Annotated in this window: 25 protein-coding genes; 8 read left to right on the top strand and 17 right to left on the bottom strand. The window is 37.6% G+C overall.

The window, feature by feature from the left end:
• Positions 1-32: 32 nt before the first annotated feature.
• Positions 33-494, bottom strand: coding sequence for an 8-oxo-dGTP diphosphatase (locus MHH44_RS04880; RefSeq protein WP_008403489.1), 462 nt, complete (start codon positions 492-494; stop codon positions 33-35).
• A gap of 14 nt (positions 495-508) precedes the next feature.
• Positions 509-1,069: a TetR/AcrR family transcriptional regulator gene (locus MHH44_RS04875; RefSeq protein ID WP_340797962.1), complete on the bottom strand. Its 561-nt coding sequence runs from the start codon at positions 1,067-1,069 to the stop codon at positions 509-511.
• Between the two features lie 141 nt (positions 1,070-1,210).
• Here MHH44_RS04875 and MHH44_RS04870 point away from each other — a divergent pair, with 141 nt between their 5' ends.
• Positions 1,211-2,140: a DsbA family protein gene (locus tag MHH44_RS04870; RefSeq protein WP_340797961.1), complete on the top strand. Its 930-nt coding sequence runs from the start codon at positions 1,211-1,213 to the stop codon at positions 2,138-2,140.
• Positions 2,141-2,321: 181 nt separating this feature from the next.
• Complete coding sequence (locus MHH44_RS04865; protein ID WP_008403494.1) at positions 2,322-3,509, top strand: MFS transporter; 1,188 nt, start codon at positions 2,322-2,324, stop codon at positions 3,507-3,509.
• Positions 3,510-3,559: 50 nt separating this feature from the next.
• Here the strand turns inward: MHH44_RS04865 and MHH44_RS04860 are convergent, their stop codons facing one another.
• The 12 genes from MHH44_RS04860 to MHH44_RS04805 form a co-directional block, all read right to left on the bottom strand.
• The gene (locus MHH44_RS04860) at positions 3,560-4,681 is read right to left on the bottom strand and encodes an N-acetyldiaminopimelate deacetylase (protein WP_340797960.1); all 1,122 of its coding nucleotides are present in this window, start codon (positions 4,679-4,681) and stop codon (positions 3,560-3,562) included.
• 15 nt (positions 4,682-4,696) lie between these two features.
• Positions 4,697-5,410, bottom strand: a complete 714-nt coding sequence (gene dapD / locus MHH44_RS04855; RefSeq protein ID WP_008403496.1) for a 2,3,4,5-tetrahydropyridine-2,6-dicarboxylate N-acetyltransferase — start codon at positions 5,408-5,410, stop codon at positions 4,697-4,699.
• Positions 5,411-5,485: 75 nt separating this feature from the next.
• Positions 5,486-6,385 carry a LysR family transcriptional regulator gene (locus tag MHH44_RS04850; protein ID WP_008403497.1) on the bottom strand — a complete coding sequence of 300 codons (900 nt, stop codon included), beginning with the start codon at positions 6,383-6,385 and terminating at the stop codon, positions 5,486-5,488.
• Between the two features lie 73 nt (positions 6,386-6,458).
• On the bottom strand, positions 6,459-6,902 hold the full coding sequence (gene cbpB, locus MHH44_RS04845; RefSeq protein WP_008403498.1) for a cyclic-di-AMP-binding protein CbpB: 444 nt from the start codon (positions 6,900-6,902) through the stop codon (positions 6,459-6,461).
• A gap of 214 nt (positions 6,903-7,116) precedes the next feature.
• On the bottom strand, positions 7,117-7,395 hold the full coding sequence (locus MHH44_RS04840) for a short-chain dehydrogenase (protein WP_340797959.1): 279 nt from the start codon (positions 7,393-7,395) through the stop codon (positions 7,117-7,119).
• 40 nt (positions 7,396-7,435) lie between these two features.
• Entirely contained in the window at positions 7,436-8,203 is a 768-nt protein-coding gene (fadH, locus tag MHH44_RS04835) for a 2,4-dienoyl-CoA reductase (protein ID WP_340797958.1), read from the bottom strand.
• 423 nt (positions 8,204-8,626) lie between these two features.
• Positions 8,627-10,801, bottom strand: a complete 2,175-nt coding sequence (locus MHH44_RS04830) for an RNA degradosome polyphosphate kinase (protein WP_065216492.1) — start codon at positions 10,799-10,801, stop codon at positions 8,627-8,629.
• A gap of 1 nt (position 10,802) precedes the next feature.
• The gene (locus MHH44_RS04825) at positions 10,803-12,344 is read right to left on the bottom strand and encodes a Ppx/GppA family phosphatase (RefSeq protein ID WP_340797957.1); all 1,542 of its coding nucleotides are present in this window, start codon (positions 12,342-12,344) and stop codon (positions 10,803-10,805) included.
• A gap of 190 nt (positions 12,345-12,534) precedes the next feature.
• Entirely contained in the window at positions 12,535-13,440 is a 906-nt protein-coding gene (locus tag MHH44_RS04820) for a chemotaxis protein (protein WP_008403503.1), read from the bottom strand.
• A gap of 93 nt (positions 13,441-13,533) precedes the next feature.
• Complete coding sequence (locus tag MHH44_RS04815) at positions 13,534-14,400, bottom strand: NAD(P)-dependent oxidoreductase (protein ID WP_340797956.1); 867 nt, start codon at positions 14,398-14,400, stop codon at positions 13,534-13,536.
• A 346-nt stretch (positions 14,401-14,746) separates the two neighbouring features.
• Positions 14,747-14,932 carry an aspartyl-phosphate phosphatase Spo0E family protein gene (locus MHH44_RS04810; protein ID WP_008403505.1) on the bottom strand — a complete coding sequence of 62 codons (186 nt, stop codon included), beginning with the start codon at positions 14,930-14,932 and terminating at the stop codon, positions 14,747-14,749.
• 90 nt (positions 14,933-15,022) lie between these two features.
• On the bottom strand, positions 15,023-15,211 hold the full coding sequence (locus tag MHH44_RS04805; protein ID WP_008403507.1) for a hypothetical protein: 189 nt from the start codon (positions 15,209-15,211) through the stop codon (positions 15,023-15,025).
• Between the two features lie 184 nt (positions 15,212-15,395).
• Between MHH44_RS04805 and MHH44_RS04800 the strand changes: the two genes are divergently transcribed.
• From MHH44_RS04800 to MHH44_RS04790, 3 genes are all read left to right on the top strand, one after another.
• On the top strand, positions 15,396-15,581 hold the full coding sequence (locus MHH44_RS04800; RefSeq protein WP_008403508.1) for a YkvS family protein: 186 nt from the start codon (positions 15,396-15,398) through the stop codon (positions 15,579-15,581).
• Positions 15,582-15,666: 85 nt separating this feature from the next.
• Complete coding sequence (locus tag MHH44_RS04795) at positions 15,667-16,278, top strand: CPBP family intramembrane glutamic endopeptidase (protein ID WP_008403510.1); 612 nt, start codon at positions 15,667-15,669, stop codon at positions 16,276-16,278.
• 63 nt (positions 16,279-16,341) lie between these two features.
• Positions 16,342-17,070, top strand: coding sequence for a chemotaxis protein (locus MHH44_RS04790; RefSeq protein ID WP_340797955.1), 729 nt, complete (start codon positions 16,342-16,344; stop codon positions 17,068-17,070).
• 44 nt (positions 17,071-17,114) lie between these two features.
• Here the strand turns inward: MHH44_RS04790 and MHH44_RS04785 are convergent, their stop codons facing one another.
• Positions 17,115-17,561: a MarR family winged helix-turn-helix transcriptional regulator gene (locus MHH44_RS04785; protein WP_014824582.1), complete on the bottom strand. Its 447-nt coding sequence runs from the start codon at positions 17,559-17,561 to the stop codon at positions 17,115-17,117.
• A 308-nt stretch (positions 17,562-17,869) separates the two neighbouring features.
• On the bottom strand, positions 17,870-19,330 hold the full coding sequence (locus tag MHH44_RS04780) for an ATP-binding protein (RefSeq protein WP_065216495.1): 1,461 nt from the start codon (positions 19,328-19,330) through the stop codon (positions 17,870-17,872).
• A 165-nt stretch (positions 19,331-19,495) separates the two neighbouring features.
• On the opposite strand from MHH44_RS04780, the gene MHH44_RS04775 reads away from it, so the two are divergent.
• Complete coding sequence (locus MHH44_RS04775; protein WP_339263904.1) at positions 19,496-21,229, top strand: B12-binding domain-containing radical SAM protein; 1,734 nt, start codon at positions 19,496-19,498, stop codon at positions 21,227-21,229.
• A 59-nt stretch (positions 21,230-21,288) separates the two neighbouring features.
• On the opposite strand, the gene MHH44_RS04770 is transcribed toward MHH44_RS04775, so the two are convergent.
• Positions 21,289-21,456: a hypothetical protein gene (locus tag MHH44_RS04770; RefSeq protein WP_008403517.1), complete on the bottom strand. Its 168-nt coding sequence runs from the start codon at positions 21,454-21,456 to the stop codon at positions 21,289-21,291.
• Between the two features lie 125 nt (positions 21,457-21,581).
• Here MHH44_RS04770 and MHH44_RS04765 point away from each other — a divergent pair, with 125 nt between their 5' ends.
• Together MHH44_RS04765 and MHH44_RS04760 are read left to right on the top strand one after the other, a co-directional pair.
• On the top strand, positions 21,582-21,869 hold the full coding sequence (locus MHH44_RS04765) for a hypothetical protein (RefSeq protein WP_014824585.1): 288 nt from the start codon (positions 21,582-21,584) through the stop codon (positions 21,867-21,869).
• A 205-nt stretch (positions 21,870-22,074) separates the two neighbouring features.
• On the top strand, positions 22,075-22,332 hold the full coding sequence (locus MHH44_RS04760) for a hypothetical protein (protein ID WP_008403520.1): 258 nt from the start codon (positions 22,075-22,077) through the stop codon (positions 22,330-22,332).
• Positions 22,333-22,367: the final 35 nt, after the last annotated feature.

Below are 22,367 nucleotides of genomic sequence, written 5' to 3'. Positions count from 1 at the left end.
AAAGCGTGACCAAAATTTTTGGTCACGCTTTTTTATAGCTTATGTATGATTCGCTTATCGATTTGGTTGTTTCGTTCATCCCACATTGTATGAATTTCAAATGTCCCTGGCTCAAAGAATAAATCGAAGCGCACTTGAATGTCTTCCTGCATCGGGTAATTCCTGGCTTCGCTTATTTTTACCCACTCCAGCTCCCCTTCATTGCAGGAGCCTAAAACTTCGCCCGTAAAATGATCCGTCCAATAGTTATAAATAATAAAATGATCGTGCAGTTCCGGATTTGTATAATGGGAGATTCCTTTAAATACTAAAGACTGTACATCCAGTCCTGTCTCTTCTTTTACTTCCCGGATTGCCCCTTCAGCAAAGCCTTCAGGAAAGTCCACTTTACCACCTGGTGGAATATAGCCTTTGAAATGATCATGCTGGCGGTTGAGCAATAACACACGATCCTCTTTTTGTATCATTACAACAGTCCAAAATTTATAATTCATCCATACCTCCCCTTTCACATGCCGCTAATTCCAGACATGATATATGGTATTACTGATTTAATATAGGTTTCCGGTTCAACTTTTTCACCGCTTCTTTTCCACTCCACAGAAGCTCCGTATATCCCCCAGCTCAACATGAGTGCTGTAAGCTTTAATGCTTGCATATCTTCATTGGCACGCTGTTTAAGGAGCATTTGATAAAAAATAATTTCAAGCTGTTCCCTGATAATTCGAGCAATCGTATCTTCATACCCCCGATGGCAGCGAGTAGATAGTGACATTTGGAAATCGGTGATCACTTTGAAAATACTGCTTAACACTTCTTCATTTAATTCACTGCTTTTGTACGTATCACAATCTAAATTAACTAATAGTACTTCCGATAATGATTTATCCAACAGATCATAAATATCTTCAAAATGATAATAGAAAGTGGCACGGTTAATCATAGCTTCAGCTGTAATATCCTTCACCGTTATATCCTTAAATTCCTTCTGACTTGAAAGCTCTATAAAAGCATCCATGATCAGTTTACGTGTACGGCGTATTCTAGGGTCTACTTTTACTTCCTTCATTGTTATCCCTCCTACTTTTTATACAGATTGCCGAATGTGTTGAATATACAACATATCTCCGGAACTATTGGTATTCAATGTATTGAGTATCTTTTACAATTCATTATAGAACAAAGATATCACTTGAGGGAGGAATAAACAGTGAAAAAAAATAATATGGTTTGCGATTTAGAGACAGGGATTTGTGGTGTTGCCGAAGAAAATGAATTGGAACTAATTGATTTTAACAAAACAGAAAAATCTGTTGATCTTTATTATGTAACGGACCCTATTTGCTCACATTGCTGGGCAATTGAACCTGTAATCGGACGTTTTGTAAAACAGTATGGAAAGCATTTCAACTTCCATACAGTAATGGGGGGCTTGCTGGAAAAATGGCATGATGGACCTATTGATCCTGCAAACGGAATATATAAGCCAGCTGACGTTGCAGGGCATTGGCGTGAAGTAGGGCAGTATTCAAGAATGCCGATTGATGGATCTTTAATGGTAGACAATCCTGTTCAATCATCCTATCCGCCATCTCATGTTTTTAAAATACTTCAAAAAAATTATAACGAGAAAATCGCATCTGAATATTTGCGTCGTGCAAGAGAAGCACTTTTTGTATTTAACGAGAATATTTCTGAAAGGTCCGTTTTAGTGGAACTTGTCAATCAGGTTGGCCTTGATGGCGAAATAATTGTAAGTGAAGCAGAGCAACCGATCGGACAACAGTTATTAAATGAAGATTTTGATCTTGTTAAAACACTCGGTGTTAGAGGATTCCCAACGATCATCATAGTGAATAAGGAAAATAAAGGAGTCAAAATTGTTGGTGGTCAGCCATTACAGGCGTATATTGACGGATTAAAACAAGTTATTATTACAGAAGAACTTCGACCAGCAGAACAGCCATCCTTACCAGCGTTTCTAGAAACAGAAAAACTGATATTTTCTAAAGAAATTGAAGTGATGTACGATTTAGATAAATCGGATGTTCATTCTTTTATTGAACAGCAGCTTTCCGCAGATCAATACGAGTTAAAAGAAATTCTTGGCGAAACTTATTTAGTTGCAGCGAATAAATAAATTAATTCGGAATAATGGACCCCCTGCATAAATGAATTATGTGCAGGGGGTTTACTCGTAATCACAAAATGGGAATTATATTCGGTATGAATAAATGCAATTTCAAAAATTTTAGAGTATGATATTCATTATAAATATATATTTCTATTATCGAATTATCTAAAAGGAAGGCTGGCATTATATGACAGAAAAATCCAATAAGTTAGCGCTTTATTTATTAATGTTTAATATGTTCATTACAATGGGCGGTATCGGGATTATTGTTCCTGTTATGCCTTCCTATTTACAAGTATTTGGTGTCGGTGGGCAGGTGCTGGGCTTCTTAGTTGCAGGCTTCGCACTCGCACAGTTCTTATTTTCTCCGATTGCAGGAGACTTATCGGACCGTCACGGACGAAAAATGTTTATTATTTGCGGGCTAATTGTCTATGGTTCTGCACAAATATTATTCGGTCTCGCTTCGGAAGTATGGATATTGTTTTTAGCGAGATTTTTAAGCGGAACAGGTGCGGCATTTATTATGGCTCCGATAATGGCATTTGTAGCTGATATTACGACATATGAAGAACGTGGAAAAGGGATGGGCATGATCGGTGCTGCGATGTCTTTAGGCTTTATGGTCGGTCCGGGTATCGGCGGATTTCTAGCTGAAGTCAACCTGACGTTTCCTTTCTATTTAGCGGGGGTTGTAGCATATATTGCAGCCATTTTATCTGCCATTTACTTACCTAATATAAAAAATGTTCGTGAGGTTATCGCACCAAGGGAAAAATTAGCAAGGCAATTGGCCAAGTCCGTGAAGACATCTTATTTTGTCTTTTTAATCATCGTCTTTACATTCAGTTTTGGTATTTCCAATTTCCAAGCAACTTTAACACTTTATTTAGACCATAAATTCGGTTATTCTCCATCAGAAATCGCCATAATTTTAACAGTCGGAGGGTTTGCGGGTGTAGTGCTGCAAATGTTTGTCGTGAACAAATTGTTTAAACGCTTCGGGGAAATGAAGGTTATTTTAGTCAACTTATTGTTGGCGGCCGCAATGATGCTGCTCGTTATTTACATTAGTGGCTTCTTCATCATTTTAGTTGTCGCTACACTGTTCTCGATTGCCACAACATTTATACGTCCTGCAGTAAATACACTCATTTCTAAGCTTGCTGGTAATGAACAAGGCTTTGCTGCCGGTATGAACAATGCTTATATGAGTCTTGGCAATATGTTCGGTCCAGCACTTGCCGGTGTACTATTTGACTGGAATCCTGATTCGCCATACATTTTAGGTACTTGTGTACTTGTCGGCTGTTTCATGCTTGCCTATTCATGGACAGTCAAAAAAGCACCCCATTTAATGAAAGCTGCTTCTTAAAAATCAAAAAGGGCTATCCAAAATTTAAATTGGATAGCCCTTTTCATATGTTAAACAAGTTGGCGGATAAATTGTTCGATGAAGCGGCAATTAAGAGGAATGAGCGACTCATCCGGTGCCATTTTTGCATGGTGGAGGCCGTAGTTGGAATTGGCTCCTGTCCAGAACATAGCGCCTGGCAAGTCCTTAATGAAATAGCCAAAGTCTTCCCCTGTCATTGCAGCAGGACATTCATAAGCGGTAGTCCCGTCAAACTGTTCAGCAAACTCCAGCAGCGCATTGGCACAATTTGCATTATTATTTACCTCATAATACATCGAGCCGTAATCGATAGCGGTAGCGCATTCAAATGCGGCTTCAATGCCCTTGCAAATTGCTTCAATACGTCGTTTTACCTCTGCCATCGCCTGTGCATTCAACGTCCGAATGGTTCCTTCAAGACGCGCATTTTCCGCGATGACATTTTGAACCGTACCGGAAGTCATTTTCCCGATTGTAATGACTGCACTATCCAATGGATCAACATTCCGGCTAATAATTGTTTGCAGCTGCATAACTAAATTGGCTGCTGCAATAGTCATATCTCTCGTTTTATGTGGATAGGCTGCATGTCCGCCAATCCCTTTCAAGTCAATAAACAGCTCGGAAGTATTGGCGAACAGTAGTCCTGGTCTCGTTGCGATCGTACCTACCGGATATTCCGGGGCAATATGCAATGCATAAATCTCATCTGCAACAAGATGCGGCTGTTCTTCTTTTAGCCATTCCAGCATCGGCTCTGCTCCACCCGGACCTTCTTCGGCTGGCTGAAAGTAGACAACGACATTGTGAACAGGCGGCTGTTTTGAAAACGTCTCGACAAGGCCAAGCGCAATGGCCATATGACAATCATGACCACATGCATGCATAAATCCGTCAACTTCCGATTCAAACGGGAGTCCCGTCTCTTCTTGTACAGGAAGCGCATCTATATCTGTACGCCAACCGATCAGCTTTGACGGATTCGTGCCTTTTATCAATACAACAATACCTGTTTTCCAAGTCGTTATTTGCAAATGCTGCTGATCAAGATTTGATATGAATTGGAGTAAATAGCTTTGTGTTTTAAATTCATTAAAGCCTACTTCAGGAATTTTATGTAGGTCTCGTCTTACTTCAATAAGATGCCTCATGTCGTTCCCGCCTTTTTATAGATTACGCAGTGAATCGATAATCTCTGTTTTCGACTTTGTTTTTTCATCCAATACTTTAATTTGACGAGCTGGTACGCCTGCAACGACTGTATATGGCTCAACATCTTTAATAACGATTGCTCCGGCCGCTACTACCGCGCCTTTACCGATGCGAACACCTTCCAATACAACAGCATTTGCACCGATGACAACATCATCTTCCACAACAACCGGCAACGCACTCGGTGGCTCAACTACACCCGCTAGAACCGTTCCCGCACCAATATGGCAATTTTCTCCTACTGTTGCACGACCACCTAATACCGCGCCCATATCAATCATTGATTTTGCACCAATTTCAGCACCAATATTAATAATGGCACCCATCATAATGACTGCATTGTCACCGATTGTAACTTGATCACGGATAATCGCACCTGGTTCGATTCGCGCATTTACTTTTTTTGTATCCAAAAGCGGTACACCTGAATGACGGCGATCACTTTCTACTACATAGTCTTCAATAAGATCTGCATATTTTTTCAACGATGCTTCAATTTCCGACCATTCGCCAAACACTACCGCATTATTACCTTCACCAAACACTTTGCTTTCGGTACCAAATGATAAATCCGCAACACCAATTCCCTTTACATAAACTTTTACTGGTGTAACCTTTTTCGCTTCTGAAATAAAATCAATAATTTGCTGTGCATTTAATTTTTCCATATGACACCTCGCTGCGTGTTAGATTTTTTAACATGAATAATTGTACTAAATTTTCAGTAATATTAAAACTATTTTTTAGTTCGTTTCGTTCGAATAATCATACAGACAGCGTGCATGATCCTGTACTAAATCGACAAAAGCCTCCACTTGGCGTAATTCGAATGTTGATTCATATCCGATCAGCCATGTATCCCGTGTTAGTCCATCGTCATTTCCATTATTCGCCAATGGTATTTTATGAACATTTTCCTCACCGTTCAGTGTGATGGATGGTAAAATCGCATATCCGATACCATTTACCGCCATCTGCTTGCATGTCTCAATTTGATCCACAATAATTTGGTGTCTTGGATTGTAGTTGAAATGACGTTGCCACCATTGCTGAATTTCCTGATAATAATTTGAATCACTTTTAAATTGGATAAATGGGCGGTCTGATGTCAATATATCTTCCATATCCTGAATTTCTTTATCAACTAAATACATCGTATCGCGGAACAAATGAATTTTCTTCCCCTTCCATTCTGCCTGCCCGCGGACGATGCCAATATGCGCTTCCCCATCATACAGGGCTTTAATGATTTCCGAGCTCCATCCAGTAATTAATGAAATTTTCGTATCCGGATATTTTGTTACATAGTCTTTTAATACTTTCGGAAGCCAATTTTGACCGACAATCGATGCACAGGCAATTTTTAATGTGCCATGCACTTTTGTATTTAACGAATGAATCGTTTCAAAAATTTCTTCACGCTTCACAAGCAAATCGTTCGAATACTGAATGACCAGTTCACCCGCGGGAGTTGGTGTTAATCCTTTCTGGGAACGAATAAACAATTGTACACCCCACTCTTTTTCGATTGATTGAAGTCGCTGTGACAGTGCCGGCTGCGTTAAAAAAAGGCGCTCTGCCGCTTTTCGCATATTTCCTTCCTCTGCCAACACTTTAATAATTTCTGCTTCTGTTATTGTCACTGACAATCCTCCCTTTCCGACCGAACGGTTAAAAAAACGACAAAATCCCTTTAGGACTTTGTCGACTTTTATTTTAAGCGTTGTGTTGGTAAATATATTTCTTTAATTGTTTTAAAATAATTCTTCGTGTCATAATACCGACAAAAGTGCCTTCTTCATCGACTACACATAAAAAGGCATGGTTAATTACTAGATCGAGTGCACGTTGGAATGTATCCGTAATTTTTAAATATACAACTTCCTGATTCATGACCTCATCCACACGAATGTCTGCTAATCTATCATATTCAATTCGCTCTAAGCCTAAAATAGACTCTGTTATCATTTTGGTACTTAACAAACCTTTTAAACGATACTTTACATCAAGTACAGGAATAGAAGAATACCCCGTTTTTGTTAAAACTAATAATGCATGTTCAGCGTTATTTCCACTTTGTACATGGGCTACCTTCTCAGATGAAATAATAAAATCTTTTATAGGCATATCTAGTAAAGCTCTGTTGTTCGTTGAAATCATGACATTCTACTCCTTTATCCCGCTAATAACGGGCAGCACCATACTAAAAAAGCCGAAACTTACTGCCGTTATTCTTTGCTCTGTCATTCGACAAAACAGTTTCTCTAATCTCTATAATACCATATGGAGCATTTTTCTGACTATGAAAGGCGCCTATGATTGCAAAAGAAAAAGCATAATAAGACGAGAAAATTCGTCCCATTATGCATTAATTTCAGTAACCCCTTGCCCAATAATAAAAAATAATGATACCCGTAAATGTGCCAAAAACTGCATACGATAAAATGATCGGATTAAGAAGGAAAGGATGCTCCTGAATTTCTTCAGGCACTTCCGAATCACGTTCCTGACCGCTGTCCTCTATATTATGTCCAATACGTACAGTTAGATAATAACCTATAAAACATAGTAGGATGACAACAAAAATTGTTGGATAAAGCCAAATTCCGATTGCAATCGCCTCCTTTAAACAGTTAGCGATAGTATGCAGCAATAATTTGGAATTTATTCTTTTTTGATATCATTTGACAAAGTTAGAACGGATGCTGATTTAGCCATTGTCCGCCATCTAAAGTAATACATTCCCCGTTTAAATAGCCTGCCTTATCCGATAGCATAAATGCAGCAAGACCAGCTATTTCCTCAGGTGTGCCAAGACGCTTTAACGGAACAGAATCCAATGTGCGTTTCGCTTGTTCTTCGGATTCCCATAGTTTATCTGCTCCGCCTGTTCGCTCAATCGGCCCTGGTGCAACGGCATTTACGCGAATGCCATATTGACTGCCCCATTCAACCGCAAGCGAACGTGTCAACGAGAGCACGCCGGCTTTTGCTGCAGCTGAATGAATGACACCTGCTCCTGCGCCCCAAGCATATGTAGCCACCATATTGATAATCGAACCTTTTATACCGTTTTCAATCCAATAGCGACCAATTGCAGAAGTACAATAAAATGTTCCATTCAACACAATATCAATAACGGCCTTCCATCCATTCGGCGACAATTTTTCTGCATGCACTAAAAAGTTCCCTGCCGCATTGTTCACTAAGCCATCTACTTGACCAAATTTTTCAGCTGCATATGCAACCATTGCCTGAGCATGTTCCGGTTCTCGAACATCCATTTGAAATGTTTCGATTGAAGACCCAAATTCCTCGATTTCCTTTTTTGCATTGGCCAAACGCTCTAAGTCACGACCGGTAATGACAACATTCGCTCCTTCTTTCACGAACTGCTTTGCCATACCAAGCCCCATCCCGCTAGAGCCACCTGTAATAATAATCGTTTTGCCTTGTAACATTCCATACATCCCCTTTGCATATAAAATGAACAGCCATTCATAAATAGAGTTTACTATAACAGGAGGGAAATAAATACTAAAATATAAAATATTTCTCACTTACACTGAATTTTAAATGATTTTATAGTGTTTTTTCTCCTTCGAAGGGAATGGAGTGAGCGATGAATTCTGATTTTCTAATATATCATTTAATCGTCTAATATAAATTTATTTGTTCTAATAAAATTATGATGTTCTAATATATCTTCAACATGTTTTAAAATGTATGCGCTTTGTTCTAATATCACCTTCAGATCTTCTAAAATCATAGTTCTTTATTCTAATATCCTACACAATTGTTCTAATAAAATCCCACCGTCCCTAGCCCGCTCTATGCAAAATTAAAAAGCTATGAACATTTCGTCCATAGCTTTAATTTTTCTACTATTCTTCAATAATTGGACCGAGTGATTCAGCTAAAAAGATTTCCTGACTGTTGATTCGGAGATCACTTTGATGGCCTTCTTTATAATGGTATTTTCCATTTGAATCCTGAATGCGCACTTTTTGATTATCTTTAATTTGGAGCAGCATAATACGCTTGATGCGGTATTTTATTTCCGGTGAATAGATGGGAAACAGTATCTCCACACGTTTAATCATGTTCCGGGTCATCATATCTGCAGAAGATAAGTATAGATTATCCTCCCCGTTATGATGGAACCAGAAAATCCGGGAATGCTCCAGGAAACGGCCAACAATGCTCAAAACAGTTATATTTTCTGAAATCCCCGGGATGCCGGGACGCAGACAGCAAATACCACGAATAATCAGCTCGATTTTCACCCCTGCAATCGACGCTTCATATAGTTTCATCATTAATTCCTTGTCGGTTAAAGAATTCATTTTTGCCCGGATAAACCCGTTTCCATATTTTTTATGTAACGCAATTTCCTTATCGATTAAATCTAGGAATTCATCCCGAATATCAAAAGGCGCGACTACAATATGATGAAATTCAGGTTTTTCAGTATAACCGCTTAAATAATTAAAGAAATTTGTCGCATCAATTCCGAATTCCTTATGCGATGTAATAATCCCCATATCCGTATAAATCTTTGCCGTTGCATCATTGTAATTGCCCGTCCCTAAATGAACAAAGCGTTCAATTTTCCCATTGCGTCGGCGAACAACAAGTGTAATTTTCGAATGGGTTTTTAAATTATTCATCCCATAAATGACGAGGCAACCTGCTTGTTCAAGCTGTTTCGCCCAATGCACATTATTTTCCTCATCAAAGCGTGCTTTTAACTCTACTAAAACCGTCACCTGTTTACCATTCTCCGCCGCCTGCTTTAAAGCTTGAATAATCGGCGAATTTCCGCTCACCCTGTATAGTGTTTGCTTAATGGCCAAAACGCTCGGATCTTCCGCTGCTTCTGCAATAAAATCAACAATCGGGCCAAATGATTCATAAGGATGATGGAAAAATATATCTTGGGTTAACGCTTTTTCAAAAATATTTTCGTCCGACTGTAAATCATGAGGCGGCTGCGGAATAAAACTTTCGTATTCCAAATGTTCCCGCCCTGCGGAAATCTCTTTGACAAAGCCGAACATTGCCGTTAAGTCGAGCGGGCCATCAATTTTGAAAACATCGGACTCTCCCAGTTCAAATTCATTTAGTAAATAATCCAGCACGTCGTCATTCATCTCACCGTCTCGCACTTCCAAACGTGAACCGACGCCCCATTTGCGCTTTTTCAGCTCCTTTTCAATTTCCACTAACAGGTCTTGGGCACCTTCCTCATGAATGGTCAAATCTGCATTTCTCGTTAACCGGAAAGCTTGTGTCGATTTCACTTTATAACCTAAAAATAAACGGTCGATATTACTTGAAATGACATCTTCCAATAATACAAACAACGTTTCCTTACTTTTTGATGGTATTTTAATAAAACGATTCAATACAGAAGGCACTTGAACAATTGCGACCTTATCCATAGTATTTTCTAAATCCTCATTGCTGTTTTCCAGCATGACAAATAAATTGAGCGTACGGCCTAATAATGTAGGAAACGGACGGTAGGCATCGACCGCAACAGGTGTAAGGACAGGAAAAATCGTTTCTTCAAAGAATTCATTAATATAACTTTTTTCTTGCTCATTCAGCATTTTCAAATCAAGTATATGCACGCTTTCTTTCGGTAAAAGTTCATACACTAAATGGCGATATACTTCTGTTTGGCGTCTTACCAATGCTTGCGTACGTTCAGCAATTTTAGCTAGCTGCTCTTTCGGTGTTAAACCCGATTTATTTTCGGGTTTATGATAGCCAGCACGAATTTGGTCTTGCAAACCCGCAACCCGGACCATAAAAAATTCATCCAAATTGGAACTGAATATTGCCAAAAATTTCATCCGTTCCAACAACGGGTTATTTGTATCTTCCGCTTCTTCCAATACCCGTTCATTAAAAGCGAGCCAGCTCAGTTCACGGTTATTGTAGTACTGGGGCTTTGCGATTTCCTCAAGCAGCTCGTTGCTGTAACTTGTACTATTTTCGAATTCCTCATGTTCCGGATCAAAAAACGGATCCTTTTCCATATTCATTGTCATATCAACCCTGCCTTTCTTCGTTGAACTTAAGTTTTACCTCGCCTTTGAAAACACGTTCAATATGCTTTTTTTGTTTTTCTGCCTGAGCCAGTTCCGCTATTGCCCGTTCAGAAGTCAGTACTTCTATTTGAAAATGATTGTTTACTTTTTCAAGCGCAATATTTTTTACGACATTGCGCTTTGTCATATTTAAGGCGTAAACAAATTTTAAAATTGCGCCAAAATCACGCAGCTTTTTGAATTCTTCTTTTGAAATCCATGAATCGAATGGTCGTGCGAAACGCAAAAAGTAGTCACGGTTTTTATACGATGCCAGCAGTGCCAGTTTAACCCGATCTATATGGGACAAGCCCGGTATTGATTGATTGGAAATTAAATAAAATGTATGCTGGCTGGAGGAATCCAGCTCAATATATTCCCCGATTCCATAAACTTTTGCGGCTTTCTTTAATAGCTGTAAATCTACTTCACTATATTCAAATAGCTTTAAATTAATGCAGCCCCGGTATAACTGTTCTGTCAATGATTCCAGTGTGTGTACTTCCTCCTCCGTACGTCCATAAGCTAACGCAAGCTGCCGGCCACTTTCTTCAAAAACGTTGTATTTATCATTGGCCTGGGGATTTCCTTGTAAGACACGGCTAATAATGAGCCCTTCCCGCAACCCTTTTTTACTGACCTGGAAAGAATTCGAATTTACAGTAGACAGAAGCTCCATAAATACTTCCAATGCCGGAACGATAATATCTGCCCGGTCTGACGAAAGACCATCTAGCTGTCTCAAATTATCGTACGAAAATTCCGTCAAATAGTCGCGCAATTGTTGTAAGTCGCTCACAGTCATTTCGTATTGATGAACACCCGATAGCGGATAGCCAACTTTTTGCTGATGAACTTGTGCGATATTACGTGCACTTCCTCCAATTGCAATAACCGGTAATCCTACATCAACTATCCATTTTAGTGACGAAAATTGTTCCTTTAAAAACGTACGTAGCTTTTCACGTTCGATTTTATCAATAATCGGACCGCTTACAAACTTTTGCTTTAAAGAAACCGTACCGAATGGGAAACTGATCGTTTTTTGGAGTTTTTTGTTGATGAATAATGTAATTTCAGTTGAACCACCACCAATATCTATCGTTACTGCAGACGGGGTATCCATTGAATGGGCTACTGCAACAAAGCCGTAGTATGCCTCTTCTTCTTCCGTTAAAATATCAATCAGAATACCTGTTTCTTCTTTCATACGGGCGATGATTTTATCATTATTGATCGCTTGTCGTACGGCAGCAGTTGCGGCCGCTTTTACGTCTGTTACATGATAGTCCGCCAATATTAAGCGGAACGATCTTAACGTCTCACCAAGTAGCTGAATGCCCTCTTCGGACATTTCTCCGTTTGGCAATAAGTATGTGCGCAGGCGGGCAACGGTTTTAATATTTCCAAATTCCTTTAGCCCTTCGTTTTTATTATAGGAATATAGTACAAGTCGAATCGTGTTAGAACCAATATCAATGATGGCTGTCTTAATTTTTTTCATAATACGCTTCACTTCCTTCTGAATACCTTTGTATTCGATTACACTCTTTTAAGCGCCTTCAAGAAAATTTGCATAATACATCATTTCATTTTCAGTTTACAAAAAAAGCCGGAATTACTTTTTCAAGTATCCGGCTTTCCCATTATTCTATACAATTTAAAACGATGCATCAATTATTAGATAAGTTTTTTTACAGAATCAACTTATCCATCTGTAAAATTAATTCCGCAATTTCAGGTTTCGAAATTTGCTCTTCCGCTCCTACCTGCTCACCTTTATGACGTAAATCATCGGTAATTAGACTTGAGAAAATAATGACCGGAAGTTTTTTAAGATCAGGATGTGATTTAATTTTCTTAGTTAAGTGATGACCGTCCATTTGGGGCATTTCAATATCTGTAATCACGAGCTGTACATGGTTTTCGATCTGTTTATCTGCTTTAGCCAGCGCTTCCAGATAATCGTATGCATCACGGCCGTTTTCAAAAAACTCCGTATTTGCATAGCCTGCTTCATTCATCGTATCGAATAACAATTTGCGCAATAATGGCGAATCTTCCGCAATAATTACTTTTTTTTCGGTACGTTCACGCTTGCCAAGCTTTTTAACATCGTCCACACTTATGCTGGATTCAGGATTAATGTCAACCATGATTCGTTCAAAGTCCAGTAGTAGAATCATTTCATCTTGAGACTTGATGACGCCAATCACCTGAGATGATCCGCCTTGATACATGTCTGAAGGTTTTTCAATCTGATCCCAGGAAATACGGTGAATTTGTGTAACATTATCCACATGGAATACAACACGTTGCTTATTAAATTCTGCCACGATGTATTTTTGCTGTGGGTTTCGGTTTTCTGTAGGGATCCCTAATACTTTTAACATATCTACAACCGGCAATACTTCCCCACGTAATTGAATAATACCTTCAACATGTGGATGTACATGTGGAATAAATGTCACTGGTATTGGCTGAATAATCTCTTTTACTTTAATTACATTTATACCGAACTTATTATTCGCAACCTCAAATTCAACAATCTCAAGCTCATTTGTTCCACTTTCTAGTAAAATCCCTTTCTGATTTTCCACTACTTGTCTCTCCTTCCAAACTGCCACGCTTACAATAATCCCATTGTATCATAAGAACTATTTAACTACTATCTATTATTGTGCCCTTTGTACTTATTCGTAATACTTGATTAATGCTTGCGTCCCGTTGTCCCCATAGCCTTCTGCAAGTAACTGATCGTACATAGATTTCGCTAAAGTTAAGCCTGGCAATTGGAGATTCATACGCTCTGCTTCATCAAGCGCAATCTTTATATCCTTAATAATATGTTTAATGTAAAAGCCAGGCTCCAGATTCCCCTTCAACATACGTGGAGCAAGATTGGATAGCGACCAGGACCCTGCTGCCCCTGCTGTAATCGAACGAAGAACTTCCTCCATCGTCAACCCAGCTTTTAAACCATAAGCCATCGATTCGCAAACACCGATCATGCCGGATGCAATCGCAATCTGATTGCACATTTTCGTATGTTGCCCACTGCCCGCAACACCTTGGTAAACAATATTTTGTCCAAACAGTTCGAAAATAGGATAAAGTTTTTCAAATACATCTTTGTCGCCGCCAATCATAAGCGATAATGTACCATTTTTTGCACCAATGTCTCCTCCAGATACTGGTGCATCAAGACTATGCAAACCACGTTCCCTTGCTTCATGATAAAGCTTTTTGGCAAGCGTCGGTTCAGATGTCGTCATATCGATGACAATTGTACCTTCTTTCGCAGCAGAAAAAATTCCTTCCTCACCAATGTAAACTTCTTCAACATCTTTTGGGTAGCCAACCATTGTAAAGATAATCTCCTGCTCTTTACTTGCTTCTGCTGGTGTTTCCGCCCATTTCGCGCCTGCAGAAATAAGATCTGCCGCTTTGCTTTTAGTTCTTGTATAAATTGTTACATCATGTCCGGCATTCAGCAAATGCATAACAATGCTTGCCCCCATTACACCAGTACCGATAAACCCTATTTTTTTTGATTCCATATGTATGCCCCTTTAGTATTTTCTTTTTATTTTAACAAACTCAGGGAGAACTTCAATGTCAGTGTTTTTTAATAATTCTAAAAATAACACCCACACTAGGATAGTTTCCAATATGCTTATCCCATAGGAGTGGCCTCTTAAAGAAAGATCTTCTCATGATATATTTTATTAGTTGGATTTAAGAAAATGTATGAATAAATTAAAATTTCCTGCATATATAAAAAAAGAGAGCAGTAGCGTTGGTCCGCTTCTACTCTAAAGGGGGAAATGAGAATGTTGCTGTGTTCAAAATTACTCTTCCCTTCTCATCACTGTTTTAAACATAAAATATATAATTATTTTCAATTTAATGTTTAAATAACAGATGTGCACTTCTCGATTGATTAAAAGCATTCATTAGATTGTCTACTTGGACGCTTAGCTGTATCGTTTTAGCACTTCGTAAACCATTTTCTAAACCTGATTGAATCATTTGTTTGCGCTTTTCTTCAATTTCCAATAGTAGTGCCTCATTCGAGATAGGTCTACCCAAACTGTTTCCTCCTTTTTTAGCCATTTACCATTATTATACCCATTTTGTAATCTTCTTACAAAAATTTCATCATTCAAAATTCGACAATAATTACGCTCTTGAATTTTCTGAAAATGTATACACTACATCCCCACCTTGTTTTGCCTCACCACGGAAGTTTTTAAATTGTTCATCCTTAATAAGGTGTTCACGAAACTGAAGAAATTCCTCCTTCTTTATAATCACAGATTGTAATTCGCCATTGCGTAATTGATCGAGAACTGTTTTATAGTCTGTCATATGGTACCCTCTTTCCATTTTTATATGTATAAATCCAATATATCAGACTATTAATTGAAAAGGAAAATTAAATATATTCCAAATATGTCCTAGTAAATTAATAAAATTATTCAAACTAATTGAATTTTGTAGTATAATTTCAAGCAAACTGTTAATTAGTAGTCGATGAAGGGACTGACTGTGTATGAAAATTGCGGAAGTTGGAAATATAATCGAGTTTAAAGACGGCTTAAAAGGAGTCGTTGAAAAAGTGAATGAGAATTCCGTTATCGTTGATATAACGATTATGGATAATTTTCATGATTTAGAAATGGAAGAAAAAACAGTTGTTAATCACAAACGGTATAAAATATTAGCTAATAACGAATAATTTAATGCAAATTACCCTTTTTAACATTGAGATGATGATAAAAAGGGTAATTTTTGTTACGATACGTAAGGGGAGGTTGAAGCTATTGAAAAACAAAAAACAAATCATTACACTCCTTCTGGCATTAGTTTTTATTTTCAGCATGATGTTTTTTACATTTTATGAAAAGACGATATTCTGGTATTTATATGCCTTTACCTTACTAGTTGGAATTGCCATCAGCTTAGTGGCAGGTAAATTTGAAGACCGTATTCCGACATGGCAATATTTGATATACGGAATTGGGTACGGGACAATTACGTATGGAATTGTAAAACTCGGTTATATGATAATGCCTTATCTCGATAAAAACGCATCAAAGGATATATCGAAATTTTTAGATGTATATGGTCCACAAAATATTTTCCATTATTTAATGCTCATTTTTATCGTAGTTGTAGGAGAAGAAATGTTTTGGCGAGGCTATGTTCAGCAGCAGTTAAAACAATACACAACGCCTTTCTGGGCTGTCGTAATCACTTCTATGCTATTTTCACTGTCTCTAGCAATTAGCGGGTTCCTGCCAGGTGCACTTGCAGCTATTATCGCTGGTTTGCTTTGGGGAGCGTTATATGAATGGAAAAAAAGTTTACCGTTAATTATCGTTACCCATATTGTCTTTGTTTTACTATTATTTTTAGTTTTACCATTATTCTGATACAATTAAAGCAGAAACTTATCTTTCTAAATTTTCGTCTATACATGTTAAAGGGGGATCCATATGAAGAAAACAATTTATCAAGTCGGTGCCGTAGTTATTTTATCTGCATTTTTAGCAGCTTGTAATACGGATACAGACGAGGCTACAACAACAAATGCAGCAAAAGAAGAGCCTACTGAAACAGAAGAAGTGCAAAATGAGGAAGAACAAGAAACAAACGAAACGAGCGAGACAAGCGAGGCCGATGAATCTTCTTCAGCTCAGCAAGAAGAAACTACTGAGTCATCAGAAGAAACAAAAGCTGAACAAGAAGATAAAAGTGATACTACTACATTGACATACATTTCAAATGGCCAGCCGTTTGAAGAAAAAGTAGTAACTTCAAAAAGTGATGAAATGAATTACACGATTCAACATTTAGAAAACTATACACTGACTTCAGAAGAACCAGGTGTCGACAGTTTACTAAATAATGCTGATGAAGCAACGTCAATGCAAATTGAAGTTGTAAAAAAAGAAGATGTAACTTTTGATCAGTTAAAAGAATCTGCAAAGGAAACAATTTCTGCCATTGCTCCTGAAAACACGAAAGATCTGGATTTAGCTTCAACTTTGACAGAGCGTAAAGAAATTTTAAATATTGTTGGATATGAAGCTTTATTAGAAGATGAAAAGGTTGTAAAAGTTGTAATTGAGCGCGAAAACCTGTTTGTTACGTTAACAATTTACGATAATGTCCAAGCAGACTTAACAGATGCCTTTTTACAAATGGGTTTAACAATTCAATAATGAGCAAAAAGGACGCCCGTAAATTTTGGGCGTCCTTTTCTTGATTAATAGGATAAATCTTTAATAGATAATCCTAATTTTTTTAATAACTCTATTGCTGTCTGTTTTTCTTCGGCTGATAATGCCCCTAAAAGTTCATGAATTTTCTGTTCATGCTCAGGAAACAGCTTGTCCATAAATTCGGAACCTAGATCGGTAATTTCCGCATATGTGACACGACGATCGGTTGGGCACGAAACACGCGCTAAAAAATTCCGTTTTTCCAACTTATCAACTACATAAGTAATCGATCCGCTTGCTAACAGAATTTTGTTTCCGATTTGCTGCAGTGGCTGGCGACCTTTATGATATAAAAGTTCTAAAACCGCAAATTCTGTGGGATTTAAACCATTTGTTTGTATAAATTGATTCGTAGCTTCACTTATCGCTTTATGTGCTCTTGATAAAACGATAAATAATTTCAACGATTGCTTTACTTCCTCTGAAGCCATAAAAACCATCCTCTATTTTAAATAATCAATTACGCTGTGCGCAATTGCGTAGGATTTAAGGAGGCCCACAAGACGGGACAGACTTCTGTTGTCCATAATGGAACACTTTAAGCTAACTTCCTCTTTAAATCCCCTTTAATAATCTGTGACATCTGCAAGAAGCTTGGCTCACACGAGATTCGTACTCATTCATTACTTCACGGAAGCGGTGCTCTTACACTGATTTGCTAAGATTTCAGCTAGTGTTTGCTAAATCTGCTAAATGAAGATGTACATATTATAGCGATGGATTGGAAGTTTTGTCAAAATCACTTCGAAATTGCCGCCATTCTTGCAACTCTCATTGAATAAGAAGGAGAAGAATTTAAATATTCAATTTCATTTCTTAAATCAAAATCAATTAAAAACTTAGATCCTGCACCTTGCTCACTTTCAATGTGAAGAGTCCCATTATGTTCTTTAATGACAGATTGTACAAGCAATAGTCCCAGTCCAGATCCTGTTTCTTTCGTTGTATAAAAAGGGTTTAACGCATTTTCAATATCAACCGCATTCATCCCTTTTCCACTATCCTGAACTGAAAGCTGCAGCGTATTTTTGCCGCGGTAAAGTAAACGTACAACGATGTAATTATTCGTATCCATGGCTTCGATAGCATTTTTCAGCAAGTTAATGATCATTTGCATCAGGCGATTATAGTCCCCATTAATTCTGTATTCTACTTGTTCGTCATATTCAAACAAAATCATTGCATTTGTTTTCATTGCGAGAGGCTGCATACGCTGAATTGACTGGTCTACAACATCCTTCAAATCAAGCATTTGAAATACTTGTTTCTTTGGTTTTGAAATGTTCAGAAGGTCTCCAAGCAAATCATCCATACGTTTTAACTCAGATTCTAGAATTTTGAAGTAAGGATATTCCTGCTCATTTAAGCTGCTTTTAATCATCTGAATAAAGCCTTGGATCGATGTCATAGGATTGCGTATTTCATGGGCAATCGACGCAATATTTTGACCAATAAACGACAAAGATTGCTGATGCTCAATCCTTTTTAGCAACATCATCTCTTCCGTCTGGTCAATAATCGTTGTTACTAATATCCCTAAATTTTCATCTACTTTACTAATGAAGTTTAAATAGACCGGAGTGCCATCTCCGTTTTCTCTTTTAACAAAAATACTCGCCATTTCCCGATTTGAAATTTTTTTATAATATTGGATGATGACTTCAGAATCGTACTGGCAATCTTCAAATAGATAATCATAGCTTCTATTTTCTATTTGAGCGGCTTTTCGATCAAGTAAATGCAATGCCATTGCATTGCCGGATAATATTTTTCCGTTCAACGTTGTTAATATTACCCCTTGTGCCATTCCATCAATTAAATTCTGAAACATAAGTGTTTTGCTTTTTTCTTCAAATGAAATAACATTGGATGGGTTAACTTGTATTCTAGTAAAGATCAGTTGTTTATGTTCAAGAAAATGCCCCCAAACCTGGACCGGTATTTTCTGATGATATTTATTAATTAATACAAATGTAGTAGTAGATGGTGATTTTTCATTGACGGAATGGATAAACCTCTCCCACTCACCACTAAGTTTGTCCGTACTTTCCCAAAAACATTTAGGTAAATGGGTTGACTGTAATATTTCCTCTGCTTTACTATTCATAAATTCAATCTTACCTTGGCGGTTTAATATAATAATTTGTTCATTGGATTGCTGAAAGAGATCTTCTAACATAAAATTCAATTGACCTTCCACTACAATTACAACCCCCCATTTTTAGATATTATAGAATTTTCAGAATTGTATACTTATGGTATATTATTTCACATTACTATTTGGAATAAAATGGGCAAATTCTCCCATATTGTTTGTATCTGTTTACACTGCTACAATATACTTTATGAAGAGGAGAATAAAATTATGAAAATTATATTAAGTACACTCAATGCAAAATATATTCATACAAATTTAGCGATCCGCTATTTAAAAGCAGCAGCACTACCTGAATTCGACTGTGAGCTTGCTGAATATACTATTAAAGACCCCGCTTTCAACATTGTATCAGACCTTTTCCAAAAGAAACCGGATGTTGTCGGATTCAGCTGTTATATTTGGAATATTAATGAGACGATTGCGGTAATTCGTATGCTAAAAACGGTATTGCCTAATGTCAAAATTGTATTAGGCGGTCCGGAAGTTTCCTATGATGTCCATGAATGGATTCGTAAACATGAAGAAATCGACTTCATTATTATGGGTGAAGGCGAAGTTTCATTTAAAGAAATGCTTCGCTACTTCAATGGTGAGATCCCACTCGAAAAGGTGCCGGGTATTTGCTATTTAGAAGAAGGAAAATTAAAAATTCATGCACAGCCACCGAAAATCGATTTGCGAGAAATTGCTACCCCTTTCCGATTTGAAGAAGATTTACCTCATCTAGGTAAACGGATTCAATATATTGAAACAAGCCGCGGCTGTCCTTTCAGCTGTCAATTCTGCTTATCATCTATAGAAGTCGGGGTTCGTTATTTCAATCGTGAGAAGATTAAAGAAGATATTCGTTACTTAATGAATAACGGGGCAAAAACGATTAAATTCGTAGACCGTACCTTTAATATTAGCCGCAGCTATGCGATGGAAATGTTCCAATTTTTAATTGATGAACATCAGCCAGGTGTCGTATTCCAGTTTGAAATTACAGCGGACATTATGCGTCCTGAGGTCATTCAATTTTTAAATGACAACGCACCGAAAGGGCTGTTCCGTTTTGAAATCGGTGTCCAGTCAACTAATGACCTAACAAACGATCTTGTAAAGCGTCGTCAAAACTTCGAAAAACTTACTCGTACTGTCACAATGGTAAAAGAAGGCGGCAAAATTGACCAGCACCTGGATTTAATTGCCGGATTGCCTGAAGAGGATTATGCGTCTTTCCGCAAAACATTTAATGATGTATTTGCGATGCGTCCAGAAGAGCTGCAGCTTGGCTTCTTGAAACTGCTGCGCGGGACAGGCTTACGGTTGGAAGCCGAAAAGTACGGCTACACATATGTTGATATTTCGCCTTATGAAATTTTTTCAAATAATGTATTAACATTCGATGATATTGTTCGTATTAAACATGCGGAAGACGTACTGGAAAAGTATTGGAATGCACATCGTATGGACAATACGATTGAATATTTAGTAACAAAAGTATTTGAAACGCCATTCGATTTCTTCCAAAGTTTCGGCACATACTGGGAAACAAAAGGCTGGTCACGTATTGGACATCAGCTTGAAGATTTATTCCGCCGTTTACTAGAATTCCTTCAAACGGTCGAGCATGCTGACTTAGAAGTGATTACAAGCTTAATGAAGTACGATTTCCTGCAAGGTCAGCAGTTCCAGCCGCGTAAACTTTGGTGGGATGATCGTCTTTCTGATGAAGAGATGAAAGATGTCTATACGCGTATTAAAGAAGGCCCTTCCCTTGTAGGTGAGGAATTTGAAGCAATGCAAATTACTGAACGCGAATTATTCAAGCATTCATTAATTATTCCGTTCCACATCGATTTAGAAAATTACGAAGTCGGTGCACCAGAAAAGAAAACAGGCTATTTATTCACATACTTCCGCAATGGACAACAGCCTTACTTCAACACATTCAATTAATTCAAAAACGCTGCAAACTCTTAATATAGAGTGTGCAGCGTTTTTTCAAATTGAAAAATTTATCGATTATTTGATTTAGAACCATCCGATTGTTTCTTTTGAGGTCCATTTTTATATTGCTCTTCCGTTAAATCATTGTCTTCGCGAAGATCCAGATCATCCGGGTTTAACTCCGGTCCAACCTCTTCTTTCATATTTTGTCGGTCATTGCCTTTCTTCTTTTCCATAATGATCACCTCCATTCATAAATTAACCAATTAGCTATAATCTATTCTGCTGATTGCAGTCGGCCTACTCGTTTTATACCCCAAAAAAGAGGGCATAATTCAATTAATAGAAAGGAGTGCTATTTTTGAAATTTTTATTGGTTATTTCAAGCATTGTTGTTCCGCTTATTATGGTCCTTCTACGAAAGAAAATCAGCAAGTCAGCCTTTATTTTTAATATATTGGCTGTTATTTTTGTCATCATTTTCGGCAGTATTGCATCCACTTCAATTTATCAGATTATTATTGACGATGCTGTCTTTATGACAAAAATTCATGGTCTTTTTTTAAATGAACTCTTCTTAATTTCCGGCGCATATATCGGAGTATTTACTATTTACAGACTTATGATTCTCACATTGCATGAAAAATAGTTATGTTTTAAATACATTAAAGAACGCCCATTCCCTAAAAGGAAATGGACGTTTTTACGTATTGCCCGTTCTTCTTTAATTATCATTATTACTCCGTAAGAAAGTGATGTTATTTAAGCATTATTATTATTTCTAACTCACTAATATTTAAAAAATACATATTATGCAATTAGAGCCATTCTTTTTAGTAAGGAGGATATTAAAAGTGAATGCCAATAAAAAAGAACAGTCTCCAGACTCTCAAGAAATTCAAATTGCCAGGCTTGCTTTTATTGGTGCATCCATCGCTACATTAGGTGATGGTATAGCTGCGATTGCTGCCGGTCTAGCGTTGGAGGCATTAGAAAACTCAAGTAACCAAGGCACTCAAAAATCCGATTCATCTCCACAGTCAAAAGACATGCAAAAACAGCTTGACTATTTAATTAATGAATTGAAACAGATTAAAAAAATGATGAAATAAGTTTATTTGTATTAATTAGAGCCAAGTAGATACAA

Source organism: Solibacillus sp. FSL K6-1126 (genome assembly GCF_038003445.1).
Classification (GTDB): Bacteria; Bacillota; Bacilli; order Bacillales_A; family Planococcaceae; genus Solibacillus; species Solibacillus silvestris.
The sequence above is the reverse complement of the archived record's forward strand: the minus strand, read 5'-3'. Positions and strand labels throughout refer to the sequence as shown.

Excerpts from the sequence above, each read along its gene's own strand:
- MHH44_RS04880 (WP_008403489.1), bottom strand. The coding sequence starts at position 494 with ATGAATTATAAATTTTGGACTGTTGTAATGATACAAAAAGAGGATCGT.
- MHH44_RS04875 (WP_340797962.1), bottom strand. The coding sequence starts at position 1,069 with ATGAAGGAAGTAAAAGTAGACCCTAGAATACGCCGTACACGTAAACTG.
- MHH44_RS04865 (WP_008403494.1), top strand. The coding sequence starts at position 2,322 with ATGACAGAAAAATCCAATAAGTTAGCGCTTTATTTATTAATGTTTAAT.
- MHH44_RS04860 (WP_340797960.1), bottom strand. The coding sequence starts at position 4,681 with ATGAGGCATCTTATTGAAGTAAGACGAGACCTACATAAAATTCCTGAA.
- dapD (WP_008403496.1), bottom strand. The coding sequence starts at position 5,410 with ATGGAAAAATTAAATGCACAGCAAATTATTGATTTTATTTCAGAAGCG.
- cbpB (WP_008403498.1), bottom strand. The coding sequence starts at position 6,902 with ATGATTTCAACGAACAACAGAGCTTTACTAGATATGCCTATAAAAGAT.
- fadH (WP_340797958.1), bottom strand. The coding sequence starts at position 8,203 with ATGTTACAAGGCAAAACGATTATTATTACAGGTGGCTCTAGCGGGATG.
- MHH44_RS04830 (WP_065216492.1), bottom strand. The coding sequence starts at position 10,801 with ATGACAATGAATATGGAAAAGGATCCGTTTTTTGATCCGGAACATGAG.
- MHH44_RS04825 (WP_340797957.1), bottom strand. The coding sequence starts at position 12,344 with ATGAAAAAAATTAAGACAGCCATCATTGATATTGGTTCTAACACGATT.
- MHH44_RS04815 (WP_340797956.1), bottom strand. The coding sequence starts at position 14,400 with ATGGAATCAAAAAAAATAGGGTTTATCGGTACTGGTGTAATGGGGGCA.
- MHH44_RS04805 (WP_008403507.1), bottom strand. The coding sequence starts at position 15,211 with ATGACAGACTATAAAACAGTTCTCGATCAATTACGCAATGGCGAATTA.
- MHH44_RS04800 (WP_008403508.1), top strand. The coding sequence starts at position 15,396 with ATGAAAATTGCGGAAGTTGGAAATATAATCGAGTTTAAAGACGGCTTA.
- MHH44_RS04790 (WP_340797955.1), top strand. The coding sequence starts at position 16,342 with ATGAAGAAAACAATTTATCAAGTCGGTGCCGTAGTTATTTTATCTGCA.
- MHH44_RS04785 (WP_014824582.1), bottom strand. The coding sequence starts at position 17,561 with ATGGCTTCAGAGGAAGTAAAGCAATCGTTGAAATTATTTATCGTTTTA.
- MHH44_RS04775 (WP_339263904.1), top strand. The coding sequence starts at position 19,496 with ATGAAAATTATATTAAGTACACTCAATGCAAAATATATTCATACAAAT.
- MHH44_RS04770 (WP_008403517.1), bottom strand. The coding sequence starts at position 21,456 with ATGGAAAAGAAGAAAGGCAATGACCGACAAAATATGAAAGAAGAGGTT.